General features: G+C 65.1%; 18 protein-coding genes. 9 read left to right on the forward strand and 9 right to left on the reverse strand.

Features of this window, described 5'->3' with window-relative positions:
• Positions 1-46: 46 nt before the first annotated feature.
• Positions 47-892 carry a hypothetical protein gene (locus D3876_RS02515; RefSeq protein ID WP_182911840.1) on the reverse strand — a complete coding sequence of 282 codons (846 nt, stop codon included), beginning with the start codon at positions 890-892 and terminating at the stop codon, positions 47-49.
• 248 nt (positions 893-1140) lie between these two features.
• Between D3876_RS02515 and D3876_RS20345 the strand changes: the two genes are divergently transcribed.
• On the forward strand, positions 1141-1317 hold the full coding sequence (locus D3876_RS20345; RefSeq protein WP_182911841.1) for a hypothetical protein: 177 nt from the start codon (positions 1141-1143) through the stop codon (positions 1315-1317).
• Between the two features lie 190 nt (positions 1318-1507).
• On the opposite strand, the gene D3876_RS02520 is transcribed toward D3876_RS20345, so the two are convergent.
• A complete protein-coding gene (locus D3876_RS02520) occupies positions 1508-1681 on the reverse strand; it encodes a DUF1674 domain-containing protein (RefSeq protein WP_119759526.1) in 174 nt (57 codons plus the stop codon).
• A gap of 72 nt (positions 1682-1753) precedes the next feature.
• On the opposite strand from D3876_RS02520, the gene htpX reads away from it, so the two are divergent.
• From htpX to purH, 5 genes are all read left to right on the forward strand, one after another.
• Positions 1754-2701: a zinc metalloprotease HtpX gene (gene htpX / locus D3876_RS02525; RefSeq protein WP_119759527.1), complete on the forward strand. Its 948-nt coding sequence runs from the start codon at positions 1754-1756 to the stop codon at positions 2699-2701.
• Between the two features lie 10 nt (positions 2702-2711).
• On the forward strand, positions 2712-4016 hold the full coding sequence (locus D3876_RS02530; protein WP_119759528.1) for an RsmB/NOP family class I SAM-dependent RNA methyltransferase: 1305 nt from the start codon (positions 2712-2714) through the stop codon (positions 4014-4016).
• 54 nt (positions 4017-4070) lie between these two features.
• Positions 4071-4733 (forward strand): ribulose-phosphate 3-epimerase, encoded by a 663-nt coding sequence (rpe, locus tag D3876_RS02535; RefSeq protein WP_119759529.1) that lies wholly within the window; start codon positions 4071-4073, stop codon positions 4731-4733.
• A gap of 176 nt (positions 4734-4909) precedes the next feature.
• Positions 4910-6577, forward strand: coding sequence for a heparinase II/III family protein (locus tag D3876_RS02540; protein WP_238475209.1), 1668 nt, complete (start codon positions 4910-4912; stop codon positions 6575-6577).
• 104 nt (positions 6578-6681) lie between these two features.
• Entirely contained in the window at positions 6682-8283 is a 1602-nt protein-coding gene (gene purH, locus D3876_RS02545) for a bifunctional phosphoribosylaminoimidazolecarboxamide formyltransferase/IMP cyclohydrolase (protein ID WP_119759531.1), read from the forward strand.
• A gap of 362 nt (positions 8284-8645) precedes the next feature.
• Here the strand turns inward: purH and D3876_RS02550 are convergent, their stop codons facing one another.
• Complete coding sequence (locus tag D3876_RS02550; RefSeq protein ID WP_119760939.1) at positions 8646-10130, reverse strand: lipopolysaccharide biosynthesis protein; 1485 nt, start codon at positions 10128-10130, stop codon at positions 8646-8648.
• A 37-nt stretch (positions 10131-10167) separates the two neighbouring features.
• Positions 10168-12933, reverse strand: coding sequence for a DNA polymerase I (gene polA, locus D3876_RS02555; RefSeq protein WP_119759532.1), 2766 nt, complete (start codon positions 12931-12933; stop codon positions 10168-10170).
• Between the two features lie 221 nt (positions 12934-13154).
• On the opposite strand from polA, the gene D3876_RS02560 reads away from it, so the two are divergent.
• Positions 13155-14021: an alpha/beta fold hydrolase gene (locus tag D3876_RS02560; protein ID WP_182911842.1), complete on the forward strand. Its 867-nt coding sequence runs from the start codon at positions 13155-13157 to the stop codon at positions 14019-14021.
• Positions 14022-14133: 112 nt separating this feature from the next.
• Here the strand turns inward: D3876_RS02560 and D3876_RS02565 are convergent, their stop codons facing one another.
• Complete coding sequence (locus D3876_RS02565) at positions 14134-14547, reverse strand: UrcA family protein (RefSeq protein ID WP_119759534.1); 414 nt, start codon at positions 14545-14547, stop codon at positions 14134-14136.
• A 668-nt stretch (positions 14548-15215) separates the two neighbouring features.
• Here D3876_RS02565 and D3876_RS02570 point away from each other — a divergent pair.
• Together D3876_RS02570 and D3876_RS02575 are read left to right on the forward strand one after the other, a co-directional pair.
• Positions 15216-15917: a DUF3313 family protein gene (locus tag D3876_RS02570; RefSeq protein ID WP_119759535.1), complete on the forward strand. Its 702-nt coding sequence runs from the start codon at positions 15216-15218 to the stop codon at positions 15915-15917.
• A 50-nt stretch (positions 15918-15967) separates the two neighbouring features.
• Positions 15968-16699 (forward strand): SDR family oxidoreductase, encoded by a 732-nt coding sequence (locus D3876_RS02575; RefSeq protein WP_119759536.1) that lies wholly within the window; start codon positions 15968-15970, stop codon positions 16697-16699.
• Positions 16700-16703: 4 nt separating this feature from the next.
• Here D3876_RS02575 and D3876_RS02580 read toward each other — a convergent pair whose 3' ends face one another.
• The 4 genes from D3876_RS02580 to D3876_RS02595 form a co-directional block, all read right to left on the reverse strand.
• Positions 16704-17942 carry a TCR/Tet family MFS transporter gene (locus tag D3876_RS02580; protein WP_119759537.1) on the reverse strand — a complete coding sequence of 413 codons (1239 nt, stop codon included), beginning with the start codon at positions 17940-17942 and terminating at the stop codon, positions 16704-16706.
• Positions 17943-18010: 68 nt separating this feature from the next.
• A complete protein-coding gene (locus D3876_RS02585) occupies positions 18011-19069 on the reverse strand; it encodes a hypothetical protein (protein WP_119759538.1) in 1059 nt (352 codons plus the stop codon).
• A 141-nt stretch (positions 19070-19210) separates the two neighbouring features.
• Positions 19211-19489 carry a hypothetical protein gene (locus D3876_RS02590; RefSeq protein WP_119759539.1) on the reverse strand — a complete coding sequence of 93 codons (279 nt, stop codon included), beginning with the start codon at positions 19487-19489 and terminating at the stop codon, positions 19211-19213.
• A gap of 78 nt (positions 19490-19567) precedes the next feature.
• Positions 19568-20608, reverse strand: coding sequence for a right-handed parallel beta-helix repeat-containing protein (locus tag D3876_RS02595; RefSeq protein ID WP_119759540.1), 1041 nt, complete (start codon positions 20606-20608; stop codon positions 19568-19570).
• Positions 20609-20619: the final 11 nt, after the last annotated feature.

The raw sequence follows: 20619 nt of genomic DNA on the forward strand, positions 1-20619 counted from the left end.
CGGGCAGCCCAAACCGAGCCCCTCCCCGAAGGCGCCGAAGAAGCGACTAACCGTCGAGCGTCGAGACGACCATCATATAGGCAAGACGCGCCGACTGCGGATTGGGGCGCAACACGTCGAAGCCGGTCCGTTCGGCCATCGCCGTCACCAATGGCGCCGACAGTGCGTCGGTCCGCGGGCTGGCGTCTTCTGCCTCCCCGGGCAGCGTCCTGGTCAGGCGCAAACCCGGCTCTCCCATAGGAGCGGCCGGCGCCTCACTATCGGTACCCAGCTTGCGCGCCATCAGCGCATAAACTTCGCCAAGGCTGCGCGATGCACCCGAGCGGTGATAGAAGATCGAACGATTGGCGCCCGCCTCACGCGGAAAAAGCGCGGCCGCCGAAGCGTCGGGATTTTCTCCCGCAGCGCGCAGGAAGCGCGATGCGCCGCCCGCACCCAGAAAATGCGCGAAATAGAGATCGGTGGCGTTGGGATGCCGCCCGAGCGCGCCCGACAGCGTATCGGCATTATCGGCGGCGAATTCGCCCGCCATCACCGCTGCGGCATCGGGATCGTAGCGCAGCGCAAGGATTGCGCGCCGAGCGTCAGGATCGCTGACGACGTAGCGTCCGTCGCCGCGCTGCGTGATCTGATCGGCCGCCCAGCCATAGCCATGCGCAGCACCGTGCTTGTTGATCACGCCAAGCCAGCTCTGCTCAATGAACTGATACAGCCCCGAAGCCGAGGATGTGGGCGCCTTTGCGCCCGGATCGAGGCTGCTTTCAACGCGCGCCTGGTTCCACAGATAGTCGAAATCGACACCCGTACGCTGCGCTGCGCGACTGATCGCTGCATGCACGCGCGAAGGCTGCGCGGTGCGCTGGATTGCGGCATTGTCCTGATACGACTTCATCGTCGGGCCGATCGCCAAGTTTCGGCTGAAATCTATGGCCCATGAAAGTTAACGATCGGTAAAACCGACACATTCCGGGACAGGTGACAAATGACGGCTTTCCGCCTTTGTCAGCGCGCCGAAAAAGGCCTATGGAGCACGCATGGCCGGTCCGCCGGCGATCACGAAAATGTGGAACAGCCTGTTGCTGGTTTTTCGGGGGTCGAGGGAGCGGTATCGTATAGACGCTGGGTTGTGGGGACCTGAAAATGACCAAGCCGGATCGAGCAAGAACGCTCGCCGATGCCCGTGCGCTCATGGCGCAGGCACTGACATTGCTCGACAAGGCCGAGGCGCTGGAGGCGGGCGCGCATCTCGATGCTGCGATCCACCGGGTTGACGGGATGACGCCGCCCAATCACGTGCGGCTGGTCCATTCACGCTAGCCGCGTTGAACGATTAGGTTGAATCACTCCGGCCCGCTCATCCTGAGGAGCCGTTGAGCGAGGGCGAAACGGCGTCTCGAAGGACGCACGATGTCGGTCCTTCGAGACGGGACTTCGCCAAGCTCAGTCCCTCCTCAGGATGAGCGGGCCGGAGTGATCACAGCGCGCGCTAGCCACGTTCACGACATCCTCAAAAGTCGACGGCAACGCCCTTCAGTTCCCAATCGCCGTAGCGCACGGGATTGAGCCCCAGCGGATCGTCGGTGTCGGGCCGTTCCGGGACAGCTTCGGGCTTGGGCACCGGCGGGCTCTTGGACAGATAATCCGGAGCTTTGACATGGGCGGGACGACGGCCACCGGACATCGGCGTGATCCTTTTTGCGATTGAAGTGCACCTGGCTTCCTCCCACATTGGGCAGCGAAGGAGAAAGTGCAAGTGAACGGTCTCAAGACCACGATGTTGCTGGCGGCGCTGACCGCGCTGTTCATGGGGCTCGGCTACACAATCGGCGGCAGCGGCGGCGCGGTGATCGCACTCCTCTTTGCGGCAGGCATGAACCTGTTCACCTTCTGGAATGCCGACAAGATCGTGCTCAGGATGCACGGCGCGCGCGAGGTCGACGCGGCGAGCGCGCCCGAATTCGTCAGCCTTGTCCGGCAGCTCGCAGGGCGCGCGGGCCTGCCTGCCCCCAAAGTCTATGTCATCGACAGTCCGCACCCCAATGCCTTCGCCACGGGCCGCAACCCGGAGAATGCGGCGGTCGCGGCGACGACCGGGCTGCTCAATATGCTCAATCGTGAAGAGATTGCGGGGGTGATGGCGCACGAGCTGGCGCATGTGAAGAACCGCGACACGCTGATCATGACGATGGTCGCGACGATTGCGGGCGCGATCTCGATGCTCGCCAATTTCGGGCTTTTCTTCCGCTCGGACGACAATCGCGGCAACATGCTTGCGATGATCCTCGCGGTGATTGTGGCGCCCTTCGCCGCGATGATCGTGCAGATGGCGATCAGCCGCACGCGCGAATATGGCGCGGACCGCGGCGGCGCAGAGATTTCGGGCAATCCGCGCGCGCTCGCCTCGGCGCTCGCCAAGCTGGCGCAGGGCGCGGCGCATATCCCCAATCCCGTGGCCCAGCGCAATCCCGCGGCCGCGCAGCTTTACATCGTGCCCGCGCTTGCGGGACGAGGCGGCGACTCGATGTTCTCGACACACCCGGACACACGCAACCGCATCGCGGCGCTCGAGGAAATCGCGTTTGAGATGGGGCTGGATCGCCCGCCGCCGCTGACGCCCGGCCGCGCTGCATCCGCCGCCGTGCCATCTTCGACGCGCCGCAGCCGCGGCAGCGCACTGGACCCGCTCGGCCGGAACGACTAGCAGCGGCGCGATGCCGCAATCCCCACCCGATCGCCGGAAGGCGCGCTACCCCGCCCCTTCCCCCGGCGTGCCCGCACGCCGTGCCGCGTTGAAGCTGCTCGACGCGGTGATCCGCCGCGGCCAGCCGCTCGAGACAGCGCTGGGCGCGGCGACGCAGGGCATAGAACGCGCCGATGACCGCGCACTCGCGCACGCTATCGCTGCCGAAACACTGCGCCGGCTGCCCGATCTCGACGCGCTGATCGACGGCGCGACCGCCAAGCCGCTGCCCGACGACGCCAAGGCGCGTTTCGCGCTACGCATAGCGCTGGTGCAGGCGCTCGCGCTCGGCACACCCGGCCATGCCGCGATCGCGACGGTGCTGCCGCTCGTCGACGGCGGGCCGCGCCGGCTCGTCCACGGCGTGTTCGGAAACCTGATGCGCAAGGGCGTCACCTTGCCCGAAGTCCCCGCACTGCTGCCCGAGGTCGCGTCACGTTGGGCAGAGCATTGGGGAGACGACATGGTATCGGGCGCCGAGGCGGCGATCGCCGCCCCGCCCCCGCTCGACCTGACGCTCGCCGACCCCGCCGAAACCGGACGCTGGGTGAATGAACTGGGTGGCGTCAGCCTGATGCCCGGCCATGTCCGCCTGACCGATGCCGGTCCCGTCGCGAGCCTGCCCGGCTTCGAAGAGGGCCGCTGGTGGGTCCAGGATCTTGCCGCGTCGCTTCCCGCGCGACTGCTTGGGCCCGGCAATGGCGTCGCGCTCGACCTGTGCGCCGCGCCCGGCGGCAAGGCGCTCCAGCTCGCCGCCGCGGGATGGCAGGTCACCGCGCTTGACCGCAGCGCGCAGCGGCTCGAACGCGTTCGCGAAAATGCCGAACGCATGGGCCTGCCGCTCGACATCCGCGAGGCCGACGTTCTCGACTGGGCGCCCGACGCGCCCGTCCGCGCGATCCTGCTCGACGCGCCTTGCAGCGCGACCGGAATCTTCCGTCGGCACCCCGATGTGCTGCACCGCGTGGGACCGCGCGACATTGCCGAGATGGCCGAATTGCAAGCCGCAATGCTCGCGCGCGCAGTCGACTGGCTCGCGCCGGGTGGGACGCTCGTCTACGCCACATGTTCGCTCGAACCAGCAGAGGGCGAGACGCAGATCGAGAAATTGTTGCGGTCACGTGACGATATCGCCCTGACACCCGTCACCGCCGAAGAACTGCCCGCAAACCTGCCGGAATCGGGGCATGGCTGGGCGCGCACGCTCCCGGGCATGCTGACCGATCAGGGTGGGCTCGACGGCTTCTTCATCGCGCGGCTGGTGCGTAAGGACTGATTGACCAAACAGCCCGCTTGCCCCCCGTGATACCGGGGGTTAAGGCAACGGGTCATGAGCCATCCCGTCCGCATCGCGCCTTCGATCCTCTCCGCCGATTTCTCCAAGCTGGGCGAGGAGGTGCGCGCGATAGACGCCGCAGGATGCGACTGGATCCATGTCGATGTGATGGACGGACATTTCGTGCCCAACATCACGATCGGCCCCGCTGTGGTGAAGGCGCTGCGCCCGCACACCACCAAACCCTTCGACGTGCATCTGATGATTTCGCCCGTCGATCAGTTTCTTGAAGATTTCGCCAATGCGGGCGCGGATATCATCACCGTCCATCCCGAGGCGGGGCCGCATCTCCACCGCACGATCCAGCGCATCAAGGCGCTGGGCAAGCTCGCGGGCGTGTCGCTCAACCCCGCGACGCCCGCCAAGATGCTCGACTATGTGCTCGAGGACATCGACCTCGTGCTGGTGATGAGCGTCAACCCCGGCTTTGGCGGGCAGAGCTTCATCGAGAGCCAGCTCCGCAAGATAGAGGCGGTCCGCAACAGCATCGACAAGCTGGGCAAGGACATAAGGCTGGAGGTCGACGGCGGCATCGACATCAACACCGCGCCGCGCGCAATCGCGGCAGGCGCCGACGTCCTTGTGGCCGGCACCGCCACCTTCCGCGGCGGCCCCGCACAATATGCGACCAATATCGAGGCGCTGAGACCCAAGTGACGGTCGAGACGCCTCTCGAGCCTTTCCCGACAGGGCGGAACAGGCCTGCCGGGCAAGAAAGGCTCGCGACCAATCATTCTGAGCGCGCCCCGACCGAAAAACCGGAAGCCACTTTTTCGGGGCGCGCTCCAGACGCCGCGGCCGACGGGATCGAGCAGGGAAAGCGGCTGATCAGATTGGGCGGCGACAAGGGGCTTTCGCTTGCCGAACGTATCGCCAACCGCCTGCTGCGCCTGACGTGGCGCTCTCCCCTTCACGCGCTCAGACTGAAAGGGCGTTACCCGCTCAAGCTGCTCGCGGTGCCCGACGATCCGGTAATCGGCGACGTCAAGGCGGGTCAGGCGATCCTTGCGGGCCATTTGCTCTATCGCGGAGAGACGCTCGAACTGAAGACGCTCGACTTCGCGAAGCTCGACGCGTCGGACGGGATGGCGCGCTACCTTCACAGCTTCCAGTGGCTGCGCGATCTTTCGACGGTCGCGACGCGCGAACAGGGCGCGCCGATCGCCGAAAAGGTGATGCGCAAATGGACGCAGCGCCACGCCGAACAGGTGAGCGACCTTGCCTGGCGGCCAAGCCTGTGGGGCAAGCGCATCCTGTTCGGGACCGCGCACGCGCCGTTGATCCTCTCCAGTGGCGACCTCGTCTATCGCTCGGCGGTTCTGAACGCGCTGGCACGCGGCGCGCGGCACCTCGATCGCGGAGCCGATAAGGCCGAACAAGGCGTGCCGCGCATCGCGGCCTGGGCGGGGCTGGCGGCTGCGGGACTGCTCATTCCCGGCGACGGCAAACGCAGGGAAAATGCGGAGGCGGGGCTGGCACGCGCGCTCACCACGGGCATGTCGAGCGATGGTGGCGTGATCTGCCGTTCGCCCTCGGGCCAGCTCGAACTCGTCATGCTGCTCTCGATGCTCCGCGCGGTCTATGACGCGCGGCGGCAGGAAGTGCCCGCCCAGGTCGACGCCGCACTCGCGCAGGCGGTGCCCGCGCTGCTCGGCGTCACGCACGGCGATGGTGGGCTGGCGAGCTGGCAGGGCAGCGCACCCTGGCCCGCCGAACGCGTACAGGCCGTGGTGGAGGCTTCCGGCATCCGCACGCGCCCGCAGCCGCAGGCGCGCGACTGGGGCTATCAGCGCATGGCCGCGGGACACAGCATCGTCATCGTCGACGCCGCACCGCCGCCGCTCAGTCGATTGAACGTCGGCGGCTGCGCTTCCACGCTGGCGCTCGAAATGTCCGACGGTGCACACCGGCTGATCGTGAGTTGCGGCGGATCGCGCGAGACGAGCGCGCTGATTCCCGCCAAGCTTGCGCACGGGCTGCGTTCAACCGCGGCGCACTCGACGCTGGTGGTCCACGACAACAACAGCACCGCGATCCACAATGACGGATCGCTCGGCCGCGGTGTGACCGAGGTCGAGATGCACCGGCAGGAAAGCGACACGGGCAGCCGGCTCGAAGCCAGCCACGACGGCTATGCGCGGCGCTTCGCCGTGATCCACCGGCGCTCGCTCGCGCTCAGCCCCGACGGCCGCGAATTTTCAGGCGAGGATTCGCTGGCCCCCGCTCCTGGCCGGAAGCGGCCACACCAGACGCCGTTCGCGATCCGTTTCCACCTGGCGCCCGGCGTCGAGGTCTCATCGACCGCCGACGGACTGGGCGCGGTGCTGCGCATCGCCCATGGCCCGATGTGGCAGTTCCGCTGCCGCGGCGGCACGCTCGCAGTCGAGGACAGCCTTTGGGTAGACGCCGATGGCCGTCCGCACCCGACCGTCCAGCTCGTCGTGAGCGCCGAGGCGGCGGGCAGCGCGACGGTCAACTGGACGTTCAAGCGCGCGGGCTGACACCCGGTCTTTCCCCATCGCGCCGGAACGATTAAGGGGCTGCGCAGACTCAGCGCGCAGCCCGTCTCGCCGTTTGCCCGCCTCCAGACTGACAAAGGATCGACATGACCACCGACATTTCGCCCGTGAAGCTCACGCGCGCGCTGCTTTCCGTTTCTGACAAGGCCGGGCTCGTCGAGCTGGGGCAAGCGCTTGCGCGCCACGGCGTCGAACTCGTCTCGACCGGCGGCACCGCCAGGGCGCTGCGCGAGGCGGGGCTCGACGTGCGCGACATTTCGGACCTGACCGGTTTCCCCGAAATGATGGACGGTCGCGTCAAGACGCTGCATCCCAAGGTCCATGGCGGGCTGCTCGCGGTGCGCGACAATCCCGAACATGTCGCGTCGATGCAGGAGCATGAAATCGGCGCGATCGATCTGGTGGTCGTGAACCTCTATCCCTTCGCAGCGACCGTGGCCAAGGGCGCCGATCGCGATGAGATCATCGAGAATATCGACATCGGCGGTCCCTCGATGGTGCGCTCGGCCGCCAAGAACCACGCCAGCGTCGCGATCGTCACCGATCCTTCGGATTATGCCGAGCTGATCGAAGCGCTCGACGCCGATGGCGGCGCGACCACGCTGGGCTTTCGCCGCCGCCTCGCCGCCAAGGCCTATTCGGCGACCGCAGCCTATGACGCGATGATCAGCCAGTGGTTCGCCTTTGCCGACCAGCAGCAGGTCTTCCCCGACATGCTCGCGGTGACCGCGAACAAGCGCGAGGAGCTGCGCTACGGTGAGAACCCGCACCAGAAGGCGGCGCTCTACATCCCCGCGGGCCCGCACGCGCGCGGCATCGCGCAGGCCGAGCAGCTCCAGGGCAAGGAACTGAGCTACAACAACTATAACGACGCCGACGCCGCGCTCGAGCTGGTCAGCGAGTTCCGCGATGGCCCGCCGACCGTCGTCATCGTCAAGCACGCCAATCCATGCGGCGTCGCAAGCGCTGACACGCTGATCGAGGCATGCCAGGCGGCGCTCGCCTGCGACAGCGTCTCTGCATTTGGCGGGATTATCGCGGTCAACCGTCCGCTCGACGGCCCGACTGCCGAAGCGATCTCGGGAATCTTCACCGAAGTCGTTGCCGCACCCGATGCAGATGAGGATGCGCGCGCGATCTTTGCGAAGAAGAAGAACCTGCGTCTGTTGCTGACCGGTGAGCTGCCCGATCCCGCGCGCGGCGGGCTGATGCTCAAGACGATCGCGGGCGGCTATCTGGTCCAGTCGCGCGACAATGGCCGCGTGACGCGCGAGATGCTCAAGACCGTGACCAGGCGCGCACCCACCGAGCAGGAACTGACCGACTGCCTGTTCGCGTGGACGGTAGCCAAGCACGTCAAGTCCAACGCGATCGTCTACGCCAAGGGCGGGTCAACGGCGGGTGTCGGCGCGGGCCAGATGAACCGCCTCGAATCCGCGCGCATCGCTGCGTGGAAAGCGAAGGACGCTGCCGAAAAGGCGGGCTGGGCCGAACCGCGCACGATCGGTTCAGCGGTTGCTTCCGACGCCTTCTTCCCCTTTGCCGATGGCCTGCTCGCCGCGGTCGAGGCGGGCGCCACCGCGGTGATCCAGCCGGGTGGCTCGATCCGCGATGAGGAAGTGATCGCGGCCGCCGACGAGGCGGGTCTCGCAATGGTCTTCACCGGAATGCGACACTTCCGGCATTGAGCTTGAGTTCCTCCCCCTTGGGGAGGGGGACCACCCGAAGGGTGGTGGTGGGGCTGCGCTGAAGTAAACGTCGGTGCCAGCCCCTCCACCGGCTACGCCGGTCCCCCTCCTCGTACCGGGGAGGAAGTTTAGAGCATCGTGCGTTAAATCGGCATCACCTCACCGCTCATCCTGAGGAGCCGTTGAGCTTGGCGAAGTGAGCAGGTGTGAACGTCCCCCGGACGTTCACAGCCGTGTCCGGGGGACACGGCGACCTGCCTCACCGTCTCGAAGGACGCACGGTGCCGGATCCTTCGAGACGGGTCTTCGCCTTCGCTCAGCCCCTCCTCAGGATGAGCGGTTCTAATTTTACGCTCGATGCTTTAGTTGGCTGGCGCGCCCTTCATTTTGAACAGCGCGCGGTCTTCGGGGCCGAAGCCGCGGCGCCAGATCACATAGCCATAGACCCCGAGGATGACGGGGATGCCGACGATCAGCTCCATCCATTCGGGCACCTGCGTCGCGAGATAGCCGATGACCGTTGCGATGGCCGCCGCCCAGATCAGCGCCCAGCGCCAGCCGCTGACCGGCGCGCCAAGCAGCCGGGAAAGCAGCCGCGCCTTGACGATCGAGGCGAGTCCCAGGGCAACGCACAATGCCGCCGCGGGGCCCGCGGCGACGTAGAGCGGGGGCAGGCCCATATCCTGCATCGCGAGGATGAAAGCGACGCTCAGCACCGCCTGCACCGCGATCATCGCGAAGGAGATCATCAGATTGCGATGCCTCGCGACATAGACGAGCGCGGATTCGCTGACCACGGCGGTCGCCGCGACGACCTCGGCGGCGAGCAGGAAAGCCAGCGCGCCAACGCCGCCGACAAAGGTCGGGCCGACGAGCCCCATCACCGCCTCGCCCGGAATGCCCAGCGCGAGCGCGACGCCGGCCTGTGCGGCAATGATCCAGAAACCGACCTGACTGATCTGCCTGGCCACCGCCACCTTGTCACCAATCTCCAGATTGCGCGTGATCACGGGGCCGAGGATGGGATCGAAGCTGGTCTTCAGCTTTTGCGGCAGGGACGCGACCTGCTGCGCGACATAATAGATCCCGACGATCCCCGGCGAGGCGAAAAGGCCAAGGATCGCCAGGTCGAGCCGGCGCGATCCCCATTCGATCGCATCGGCCGCGGCCAGCGGCATGTTGCGCTTGGCAAGCCAGAACAAGGCCGCCGGGTCGGGCCGCCAGCCATGCGGCATCCCATAGCTCTTGAACAAGGGTATCAGCGACGCAACCAGAGCCGCCACCATCGACACCGCATAGGCGAGGATCAGGCCGTCGCGCGTCGAATAAAAGGCAAAGGCGAACGCGGCGATGCTGATCGTCCAGGGTTCGATGATCGCGCGCGCGCGCACCGTCGCGCCGACGTCGAAGCGATAGGCGAGTGCTGCAAGCGACAAGTCCGATCCTACCAGCCCGAATATCACCAGCGGAAGCAGCAGCTCCAGTCCGTTGATCTGGCTATTGGGGAACATGGCCTGCGGGAAGAGCATCAGTAGGCCGCAGGCGAGCACCGACGCGATTCCCGCGACAAGCAGCGCATCCCAGACGACATGGACGTGCGGCCGGTCGGTCTTGGACAATTGCTCGGCAAGCCCACGTCGCAGCCCCAATGTCGCGAGTTGCGCGGCGAATTCAACGACGAGCACGGCGTACGCGAAGCGCCCCAGCGCATCCTCGCCATACCAGCGGCCAGCGATGAACAGGAAGGGAAGCCGTGCGGCGAGCCGCATCAGGAAGCCGAAGAAATTGGTGCGCCCACCCTTGGCAAGCGCAGCGATATCGCCGTTCTGATCCCCCTCGACCGGCATCGCGCTCCCCTCGGTTCGGCCGTTCACAGAACGACCTTCAATGCGCGGCGCCCCAGCTTTTGCCTGTTCCGATTTCGACGCCGAGCGGAACCGAGAGTTTTATAGCGGGTTCGGCGGCGGACGCCATAACATGTTCGATGATCGGTTTCGCCGCGTCGACATCGCCCTCGGGCAATTCGAAGACAAGTTCGTCGTGCACCTGGAGCAGCATGCGGACATTGGTGAGCCCCGCATCGCGGAGCGCACCCGGCATCCGCGCCATCGCGCGCTTGATGATATCGGCGCTGGTGCCCTGGATGGGCGCGTTGATCGCCGCGCGCTCGGCGCCCTGACGCTCGTGCTGGACGCTCGACTTGATCCGCGAGAAATGCGTCTTCCGTCCGAACAATGTCGTCGTATACCCCTTTTCGCGCACGGCGCTGAGCGTCTCGTGGATATAGTTGCGGATACCCGGGAAGCGGTCAAAATAGCGGTCTATCATGGCCTGCGCGTCGTCGGCGGTGATTTCCAGCCTTCCCGCGAGCCCCCAGCGCGAGATGCCGTAAAGGATCGCGAAGTTGATCGTCTTGGCGCGGCCGCGCGTGTCGCGGTTGACCTCTCCGAACAACTCCTGCGCGGTCATGTTGTGGATGTCGTCGCCGCGCAGAAACGCCTCGCGCAGTTGCGGGACATCCGCCATGTGCGCTGCAAGCCTCAGCTCGATCTGGCTATAGTCTGCCGACAGCAGCACGTTGCCGGGCTCGGCGACAAAGGCGTCGCGGATGCGGCGGCCCGTTTCGCTGCGGACGGGAATGTTCTGAAGATTGGGATCGTTGGAGGCGAGGCGCCCGGTCTGCGCCCCGGTCAGCGAATAGCTGGTGTGGACGCGGCGCGTGACGGGGTTGATCTCGGCCTGGAGCGCGTCGGTGTAAGTCGATTTCAGCTTGGAGAGCTGACGCCAGTCGAGCACCTTGCGCGCCATCTCGATGCCCGGACCTCCATCCTTGAGCGCAGCGATCCGCTCCAGCTCGTTGACGTCGGTCGAATACACCCCCGACTTGCCCTTGCGGCCGCCCTTCAACCCCATGCGCTCGAACAATATTTCGCCGAGCTGCTTGGGGCTGCCGATGGTGAAGGGAGTCCCTGCGATGCCGTGGATTTCCTTTTCGAGCTCGACGATCTGGCCCGCAAACTCGGCCGAGAGCCGCGCCAGTTCCTCGCGGTCAACCTTGATGCCTTCGCGCTCCATCGCCGCAAGCGCAGGAATGACGGGGCGATCAACCATCTCGTAAACGCGCGTCGCATGTTCGGGCGCCAGCCGCGGCTTCAGGCGCCTCCACAGGCGGAGCGTCACGTCGGCATCCTCCGCAGCGTAGCGCGTCGCATCCCTGATGCCGATCTGGTGGAAGCCCTTCTGGTTCTTGCCCGTGCCCGTCACGTCCTTGAAGGCGATGCAGCTATGGTCGAGATGTGTTGCGGCGAGCTCGTCCATGCCATGCCCATGCAACCCCGCATCGAGGTTGAAGCTCATCACCATCGTGTCGTCGATCGGCGCGACCGCGATGCCGTGCGCGGCGAGGACGCAGATATCATATTTGATATTGTGCCCGATCTTGAGCACCGCGGGATCCTCGAGCAGCGGCTTCAGCCGTGCGATCGCGGCGTCAAAGGGGATCTGAACGGGATTGTCCGAGAGCAGATCGCCGCCGACATGCGCGAGCGGGATGTAACATGCCCTGTTGGGTGCGAGTGCGAGGCTGATTCCGACAAGGCCCGAGCGTGGGCCGAGGCTGTCGGTTTCGGTATCGAAGGCGACGAAGCCCTGTGCGGTAGCGGCGGCAATCCAGCGGTCGAGCGCGTCGAGCGTGTCCACCGCTTCATACGCATCGACATTGCAGGGCGGATCCTGGGGGAGAACCGCCTCGGGGCTCGGCGGCGGCGCGGGCGCGTCCGCGACGGTGCCCAGCCGGTTGAGCAGCGAACGAAAGCCATGATGCTCGAGAAAGGCGCGCAAGGGCGCCTCGGGTATCCCCTTCATCGCCAGATCCTCGAGCGGATCGGGGAGCGGGACGTCCTCCTTCAAAGCCACGAGCACGCGCGACAATCGCGCCATCTCGGCATGCTCGATCAGATTGTCGCGCAGCTTCGAGGGCTTCATCGACGGCGCTGCGGCCAGCACCGCCTCGACATCGCCGAACTCGTTGACGAGTTTGGAGGCAGTCTTGGGGCCGATGCCCGGAACCCCGGGGACATTGTCTACGCTGTCACCCATCAGCCCGAGAACATCGCCCAGCTTTTCGGGCGGCACCCCGAATTTTTCGATCACATGCTCGGGGCCAAGGCGTTCGTTCTTCATCGTGTCGAGCATGTCCAGCCCGGGCTCGATGAGCTGCATCAGATCCTTGTCCGAAGAGACGATCGTCACACGCCAGCCGTCCCTGAGCGCGGCCCTGGCATAGGACGCGATGATGTCGTCGGCCTCGAAGCCCTCTTCCTCGATGCACGGCAGCGAGAAGGCGCGCGTCGCATCGCGGATCATCGGGAATTGCGGCACGAGGTCCTCGGGCGCAGGCGGCCGCTGCGCCTTGTACTGATCGTAGAGATCGTTGCGGAACGACTTGGAGGATTTGTCCAGAATCACCGCCAGGTGCGTCGGGCCATCCGCCTTGTGCAGCGCATCGGCGAGCTTCCACAGCATCGTCGTATAGCCATAGACCGCGCCCACGGGCTCGCCGCGGATGTTGGTGAGCGGCGGAAGCCGGTGATAGGCGCGGAAAATATAGCCCGAGCCGTCGACGAGATAGAGGTGGTTCTGCGAGGACATGCGCGCGGGATAGCAGGGCGCCGGCTCGTCACAAAGATCGTTTGACGCGCCGGCGCGAATTCATGGCGTCATCGACGGTTCATCGTGGATCGGCTAGAGCGCTTCCCGAAAAAGTGGGAACCGGTTTTTCGGTCGGGAAGCGCTCAAGATATTGGATCGAGAGCCTTTCTTGCCCGGCAAGACGATTCCGCCTTGTCGGGAAAGGCTCGAGGCGCGCAGCGATGATTTCGCGCAGGAACATGTTGATAGCGGGCGCGGCGGCGGCGGGCGCCGCGCTGCTGCCGCGCGGAGTGTCGGCAGCGACGGGAGGCTTCGCCTCGTCACGGCTGTCGGTCGTCGTGCGCGGTCAGGGCCCTGACGTGATCCTGATCCCAGGCCTTACCGCCTCGCGCGACATGTGGAGCGGCACCGTCGCAGCGCTGCCCGGTTATCGATACCACCTGATTCAGCTTGCCGGCTTTGCGGGCGATCCGGCGCGCGGCAACGCTTCCGGCCCCGTCGTCACGCCCGTCGCGCAGGAGATCGTGCGCTACATCATCGCCAACGAACTCAAGGCTCCCACGGTGGTGGGCCATTCGATGGGCGGCTTGATCGCGCTGATGATCGCGGCGCGCTGGCCCACGCGCATCGGTCGCACGATGGTGGTCGACATGCTGCCGGCGCCGGCAGCGGGGCTCGGCATGTCGGTTGCCGGTTTGCGCCCGCTCGTCGACGGGTTGCGCGATTCGCTCACCCGCACGCCCGAGGGGCGCCGCACGCTCGACTCGCTGATCGGGATGTTCGGCCCGCCTGATCAGGGCGCGCGCAAAAGCGATTCGGGCTTAGTTGCGCGCGCGATGCACGATATCGCGGTTACCGACCTGACACCTGAACTGCCGCGTATCACGACGCCGCTGGTCGTCCTCTACGCGACGGTGCCGGGTGCGCAATTGGACATGGCCGCCGTCGAGAATGCCTATCGCTCGGGATATGCCGCCGCGAAGCGCGCGAGACTCACGCGCATCGCGGGCAGCGGGCACATGATCATGCTCGATCAGCCGCAGCGCTTTCGCACCGAACTGAAGGCATTCCTGCCCGCCGCCCGCTAGAGCACTGAACGATAAATTGAATCGTTCAGTGCTCCAGTTTTTCCTTTGCTTTTCGCATTCTCCGAGTCGTCAGGTGATTTCACCTGACTTGAGAATGCTCTGACGCAACGCGCTACCGACTGCTGATCCGGATGGCCTTGGGAGGCCCCATGCCTGCGAGTTGATCGCTGCTCCGGGCTGCTGCCACCGCAATCGCGATATCGCGATTGGCGCGGTTCATCGCGCCATCATAGCAGTTGCGGCCGTCCTGTCGCTGCTCGACCGGTTCCACGCGTGTGCCCAGATCGCAGACGAACTGCGCAGCGCGGTGCACGCGACCGCTGAGCCGGTTGACGCCGTCGTCCGAGCGCAGATTGAGATCGGCATAGCTGACCGCCATGGTCCGCACACCATCGCCCGGCATGGATTTCGCTGTCGAAACGATTGGTGCTTCGGCCTGTCCCGCGAACGCGGGCGGAGCGCTTGGCAGCATGATCGACGCCGCCAGAACCGCTGCACCGAGGGTGAAAATGGTTGATCCCTTCATGTGAACGTCCTGCCTTCCATTACGCGCCAATATTTACGCGGCGCATTCCGTTGTCGGCGGCTTCGCGCGGCGAATGCCGCCAGATGATGCGGGCGAACGGCGTTGTTTCGATGGGATCTGGCACGCCCGCATATTGCTTGCGTCGCGGCCGGAAGGTTCGGATGCACTGATCGGCTGGCGAACCCTCCGCCCGACCAACACCGCCCGTCGTGACCCGGAACGAATGTTCAGGCGAACGGATTGGTTTGCTTCAAATGACAGTCAGCGCCCGCACTGTCTAGGACAAATTCGACACAATCTTTCGTTTTTTTATAAAAACTTGTAATTTATGTGTTATTTTGCCTCGATACAGAATAGTTCTCAAATGAAATGATGGATCACATCTATATATTGAGCCGCTTGATCATCATCATATTGGATTGCCCAAAGTTTTTCAGTTCGATGTCGATACGATGTGTCACATATAGGCCGACGATATTCGCGACAGCTAGCAACTTCAGTACGAAACTGTCATGAATGACGGGTAATATTCCGCCGCCTGGTCAATGCGTTTCGCGTGGATCGCGACCTCGGCGTTCGCACCTGTCTGTATCAGGGTTTCCCCCGATATGACCCGGTCGCTGCCGGGTGAATAGTCGACGAATCTGGAAGCCCGAAGGTGAATGGCCATGACCAACCGATTCGTCTCCACACTTGCCGGCGTGGCACTGTTGGCGGTTCCGCTCCCCGCACTCCATGCCAAGGCTCCCGACACCTGGGACAATCTGCACAAGGTGAAGGCAAAGCGCCTCGACGAGGTCTATCTGCTGCCCGGCGCCGATTTCCGCACCTATACAAAGGTGATGATGGACCCGACCGAGGTCGCGTTCCAGAAGAACTGGCTGAGGGATTATAACAATTCAACGATAGGGCTCTCGAACCGCATCAGCGACAAAGACGCGCAGGAGATGCTCAACAACGCCAAGACCGGCTTCGAGGAGGTGTTTGTCAAAGCCTATACCAATGCCGGCTATCAGGTCGTCACTCAGCCCGGCCCCGACGTGCTCAGGCTGAGAACCGCGGTCATCAACCTTACCGTTACCGCACCCGATACGATGTCGGCCGGCCGGACGCGGACCTTTTCGCGTGAAGCGGGCGAGGCGACCGTGGTGATCGAAGCGCGCGATTCGGTGACCGGCGCAATATTGGGCCGCGCGGTGGACCGGCAGGACATTGGCGACGACTCCTTCATTCTGCGGCGCACCAGCGTGAGCAATCGCGGCGATTTCGAAATGGCGTTCAGCAGTTGGGCCAAGGCCAGCGCCAATGGCCTGAACGAGCTCAAGGCACTGTCGCCGATCGACACCAATGCGCAACCCGTGAAGAAATAGAGACTCGTTTCGGGTTGCCAGCCCCGCGCCGGCCACGCAGAGACGGCGCCATGTTTGCAGGAAAAACTGCTCTCGTCACGGGCGCCGCGCAGGGCCTTGGCCGCGCCATTGCAGACGCGCTGGCCGGTGCGGGCGCGCATGTGTTGGTGCATGGACGCGACAGTGCCGCGCTGGAGCGCGCCGCCGCCGAGATCCGCGCACAGGGCGGATCGGCCGAGGCGCTAGCTTTCGATCTCGCCGATCAGGATGCGATCGCCGCGGCCATGGCGGGGATCAGTCAGCTCGACATCCTCGTCAATAATGCCGGCGCGCGCGACCGGCGGCCCTTGACCCAGCTCGATCCGGCGGCGGTGCGGCATCTGCTCGAGATCGACCTCGTCGCCCCGTTCGAACTCTGCCGCCGCGCGGCCGCGCTGATGCCGCCCGGCGGACGGATCATCAACATCACCTCGATCGCCGGGCCGATCGCGCGCGCTGGCGACGCCGCCTATACCGCCGCCAAGGGCGGGCTCGACGCGCTCACACGCGCGCTGGCGGCCGAGTTGGGGCCGAGGGGGATCACGGTCAACGCGGTAGCGCCGGGCTATTTCGCGACCGAGGCCAATGCCGGGATGACGGCCGATCCCGAGATCGAGGATTGGCTGGCGCAACGCACTTCCCTTGGCCGCTGGGGCGAGCCGCGAGAGATAGCGGGCGCGGTGCTATTTTTCGCCTCGGATGCCGCGAGCTATGTCACGGGACAGACGCTCGCGGTCGATGGCGGCTATCTGGCGCATTTTTGAGCCGTCAGGCAGTCGCCTCCGCAGCCTCGGCGCGCCGCGCCACAAACCGACCGATGATTGCAGCCAGCAGCAGCACGAGCGCCGCGATCAGGAAGGCGCTGCCGACATGCGGCAACACGGGCGTGTCGCCCACCGACATAGAATAGACCACGCCGAAGAACAAAGGCGAGGCGACGCCGGCGATGCTGGCGACGCTGTTGTTCGCGCCCTGGAGCTGGCCCTGTTCGGATTCGGAGACGCGCTGCGTCATCAGCGACTGGATCGTCGGCATCGCGAGCCCCCACAGCGCATTGGGCAGCATCGCGAGCGTGAAGAGCAGCCCCGTTGGCGCAAGCCCCATGCATGCGATGCCGACAGCACCGCCGAACAGCCCGAAGGCCATCGTCCGGCGATCTCCGAGCCGCTTCACCACGGGGCCGACGACCACGCCCTGGACGATCATGTCGAGCACGCCAACAAAAGCGAGCAGCACGCCCACTTCAAGCGCGCTCCAGCCATAGCGATAGGCAGCATAGAGCACGAACACCGCCGAAAAGACGTGGTGCGCGAAATAGAGCAGGAAGTTGACCATGGTCAGCCCCGCCAATTCGGGGTGCGAGCGCAGCAGCCTGAGCGCGCCGAACGGGTTGGCGCGGCTCCACGCGAAGGCCATGCGCTTTTCGGGCTTCAAGGATTCGGGCAGCACCAACAAACCGTAGAGGAAAGCAAGGCTGCACAGCCCCGCTGCCGCCCAGAAGGGCAGACGCGGCGAAATTTCGCCCAGCACGCCGCCGATAAGCGGACCCGCGACGAAGCCGCCCGAGAATGCGGCGCCGATCAGGCCATAGGCGCGCGCGCGTTTCTCGGGCTCGGTGATGTCGGCCATATAGGCGAAGACCGTGGTGAAGCTCGACGAGGTCATTCCCCCGATCGCACGGCCGAGCGCGAGCCACCACAGATTGGGCGCAAGCGCCATCAGCACGAAATCGGCAGCAAGTCCCGCGGTCGAGATCAGGATCACGGGCCGGCGGCCATATTGGTCCGAGAGCGATCCGATGATGGGCGAGCAGACGAACTGCATCGCGGCCCACAGCGCCACGAACACACCGTTCCACACGCCCGCGCTGGCATTGGACCCCGAAAATTCCTCGATCAGCGAGGGGAGCACGGGGATGACGATCCCCATCGACATGATGTCGAGAACCGCCGTCACCATGATGAAGGCGATCGCGGCGTTGCGATGCCTGGGCGTGAGGGCGATCATGGAAACACTCCGATACTGCGAGCGAGTGTCCTAACCGCTTGTGCGGGATCGGGCCAGCGCCCGTTCTTTTATCCGCGTTCGGAGCCCACACGGATGTTCTGTTGTGGGCGCGCGGGATACCAGTTGATGACGGGTTCAGCGCCGGTCACCACGATCAGCGGCGCTGCGGGCGCGTGGATGTCGGCATTGAAGATGTCGATCACCGCAGGCGCGTCGTTCTCGAAAAGGAAGACGGGCGCGGCATTGCCCGCGGTCGCACGGACAAAGGGCCGATCGATCACATAGCGCGCGCCCGATCCGCCGTGGAAAGAGAAGTGCGCCGCGCGGCCCGTGCCTCCACGTCTCACGGGTTCTTCACTGCGGCAGCGCTGGAGCATGCCCGTGTTCCACATGCGGTAATTGCGCTTGTTGCCGCGCGCGCGGCAATCGACAAGATAGACCTGGTCCGATTTGGTATCGAAGCCGCCGTCGCTGCTGTCGGTCGCGACGCAACCCTCATAGCGGATACGCGCATTGCCGCGCTCGTCGGAAAAGCCGTCACCGTTCCAGTAACGGTCCTGCGGACGCCGCGATTCGATGAAGCGGTGCGCCTCGCAGCGGCGATAGGTGATGTCGCTCACCTGATCGAGCAGCGCGAAGCCAGTGCAGTAATTGGCGCAATCCGCAGATCCGAAGGCGACGGCGTCCTCGATCAGCCCGCGCTGGCTGGCATAGCGCAGCCGCATCAACCCGCGCTCGGCGTCGACGATGCTGATGCGGCGCAGCGTGAAATCGCTGAGCGGCGCGGGGGTGCCGCCGCGGTGATTCCACGACCAGTTTTCGAGAAAGCGATAGACATTGCTGCCCGAGCAATCCTCGATCACGAAGTGTTCGGTGGTCGAATGCCAGGCGCGGATCGCGCCGTTGCCCCAATTGTGGAACTGGCAGTTGCGCACGGTCATATTGGTTTTCGCGACCAGCGCGGTTCCGCCATCGGCGCCGCTGCCGACCAGCGCCCGAGCGCCATTGAAAACGCGGCCGTCTACAACGGTCTTATCAGCCGCCTTCGCGCTGCCCAGCGCCAGGCTGCCGAACGGAAGCGCGCCTGCTGCAGCCAGCAGCCGCCGGCGCGAAAGGGGATATGCCATGGAGAACTCCCATTACTCATCGTTCCCCACAAAATGTAAATTATGCAAACTCTTGTTGCATCGCAACATGGCAAGAACCCGCCTGCGCCCAAGTGACGCACAGGCGGGTTCATCCGGTCGCGGATTAGTGCAGTCGGTGGATCAGGGGCTGGCGGGCTGGTCGTCGTCGTCGCCGCTGATCAGTTCGATAGCGCCCCAGATAAAGGCGCCCGCCACGATCGCGCCGATCACGTAGCCCATGACATTGCCACCGGCCGCAGCGCTCCTGCGATCGCTCGCTGCACCCGAGCGGACATTTTTCGCAACTGTGGTGTTGTTGGCAAGGCTCAACCTCTGCGCCGCGGGGCTCTGGGCGAGTGCGGGAAACGTGGACACAAGCAGCGGAACTGCGGCGAGTAGAGCAATTTTCTTCGAGACCATGACGCGTCCTCCCTATGCTGGACCGGTAACAAACCGCCCCGGTGGCGAAATGTTCCCGAAGAGGCGGTCCCGGTCACGTCAGCCACGCTCGGTCTTCACGAAGATCTTCTGGCTGGCGCGTGCGGGATACCAGTTGATCACCGGCTCTGGGCCAATGACCTTGATCAGCGGAGCGCCGAGCGCCCTGATGTCGGCGTCATAGATGTCGACGACAACGGGCGCGGTGGTTTCGAACAGGAATACGGGTGCGGTGCTGGTGGTGGTCGCGCGGACATAGGGCCGTCTGATCACGTAGCGCGAGCCCGCGCCGCCCTGGAAGGCGAAATGCGCGGTGCTGCCCGTGCCGCCGCGCCAGGTCGGCGTCTCGCTCTGACAGTGTTCAAGATGCCCCGTATTCCACAGACGGTAGTTCTTCTTGTTACCCCGCGCCTTGCATTCGGCGAGGTAAACGCCCGCCGACTTGGTATCAAAACCGCCATCGGCGTTCTGCGTGGCGATGCAGCCATGATAACGGATGCCCGAGTTGGTGCGCTCGTCGGAAAAACCGTCGCCGTTCCAATATTGGCTGGCGGTACGGCCGACCTCGAAAAATCGATGCGACTCGCAGCGGCGATACTGGACATCCCTGACGTCGCCTACCAGCGCGAAGCCACAGGAGTAGGTGACCGCATCGTCCGCGGCGAGCGCGATGCAATCCTCGATCAGTCCCTTGTTGGAGCCGTATTTGAGCTGGATCATGCCGCGATCGAGCTTCTGTGCGGTGATGCGGCGGAATGTGAAATTACTGAGCACGCTGGACGGCGAACTGTCCCAGGTCGAATTCTCGAAGAAGCGGAAGAAATTGCTGCCGCTGCAATCCTCGACCACCAGTCCGTCGACGCCGCCCTGCGCCGCGCGGATCGCGCCATTGCCGTAATTGTCGAAGGTGCAATTGCGGATCGTGGTGTAGGATTCGGCAAGAAGCGCGGTCCCGCCGTCCAGCCAGCCGTCATTCACGAGCGGCCGCGTGCCCACGAAATGCCGCCCCTCGATGATCCGCCGCGCGGGCGCGGCACGCGCGGCCACGGGCAAGGCGAGGCCTGCGACAACAAGCTGCCGGCGGGTGATGAGGCTGGACATGGCTTGGGCTC

Origin of the sequence: Sphingomonas cavernae (assembly GCF_003590775.1) — a bacterium.
Classification (GTDB): domain Bacteria; phylum Pseudomonadota; class Alphaproteobacteria; order Sphingomonadales; family Sphingomonadaceae; genus Sphingobium_A; species Sphingobium_A cavernae.

Coding starts and splice junctions, on each gene's coding strand:
- D3876_RS02570 (WP_119759535.1), top strand. CDS start 15,216: ATGACCAACCGATTCGTCTCCACACTTGCCGGCGTGGCACTGTTGGCG.
- polA (WP_119759532.1), bottom strand. CDS start 12,933: ATGTCCTCGCAGAACCACCTCTATCTCGTCGACGGCTCGGGCTATATT.
- D3876_RS02565 (WP_119759534.1), bottom strand. CDS start 14,547: ATGAAGGGATCAACCATTTTCACCCTCGGTGCAGCGGTTCTGGCGGCG.
- D3876_RS02580 (WP_119759537.1), bottom strand. CDS start 17,942: ATGATCGCCCTCACGCCCAGGCATCGCAACGCCGCGATCGCCTTCATC.
- D3876_RS02590 (WP_119759539.1), bottom strand. CDS start 19,489: ATGGTCTCGAAGAAAATTGCTCTACTCGCCGCAGTTCCGCTGCTTGTG.
- purH (WP_119759531.1), top strand. CDS start 6,682: ATGACCACCGACATTTCGCCCGTGAAGCTCACGCGCGCGCTGCTTTCC.
- D3876_RS02575 (WP_119759536.1), top strand. CDS start 15,968: ATGTTTGCAGGAAAAACTGCTCTCGTCACGGGCGCCGCGCAGGGCCTT.
- D3876_RS02530 (WP_119759528.1), top strand. CDS start 2,712: ATGCCGCAATCCCCACCCGATCGCCGGAAGGCGCGCTACCCCGCCCCT.
- D3876_RS02595 (WP_119759540.1), bottom strand. CDS start 20,608: ATGTCCAGCCTCATCACCCGCCGGCAGCTTGTTGTCGCAGGCCTCGCC.
- D3876_RS02550 (WP_119760939.1), bottom strand. CDS start 10,130: ATGCCGGTCGAGGGGGATCAGAACGGCGATATCGCTGCGCTTGCCAAG.
- D3876_RS02520 (WP_119759526.1), bottom strand. CDS start 1,681: ATGTCCGGTGGCCGTCGTCCCGCCCATGTCAAAGCTCCGGATTATCTG.
- rpe (WP_119759529.1), top strand. CDS start 4,071: ATGAGCCATCCCGTCCGCATCGCGCCTTCGATCCTCTCCGCCGATTTC.
- D3876_RS20345 (WP_182911841.1), top strand. CDS start 1,141: ATGACCAAGCCGGATCGAGCAAGAACGCTCGCCGATGCCCGTGCGCTC.
- D3876_RS02560 (WP_182911842.1), top strand. CDS start 13,155: ATGATTTCGCGCAGGAACATGTTGATAGCGGGCGCGGCGGCGGCGGGC.
- D3876_RS02515 (WP_182911840.1), bottom strand. CDS start 892: ATGAAGTCGTATCAGGACAATGCCGCAATCCAGCGCACCGCGCAGCCT.
- D3876_RS02585 (WP_119759538.1), bottom strand. CDS start 19,069: ATGGCATATCCCCTTTCGCGCCGGCGGCTGCTGGCTGCAGCAGGCGCG.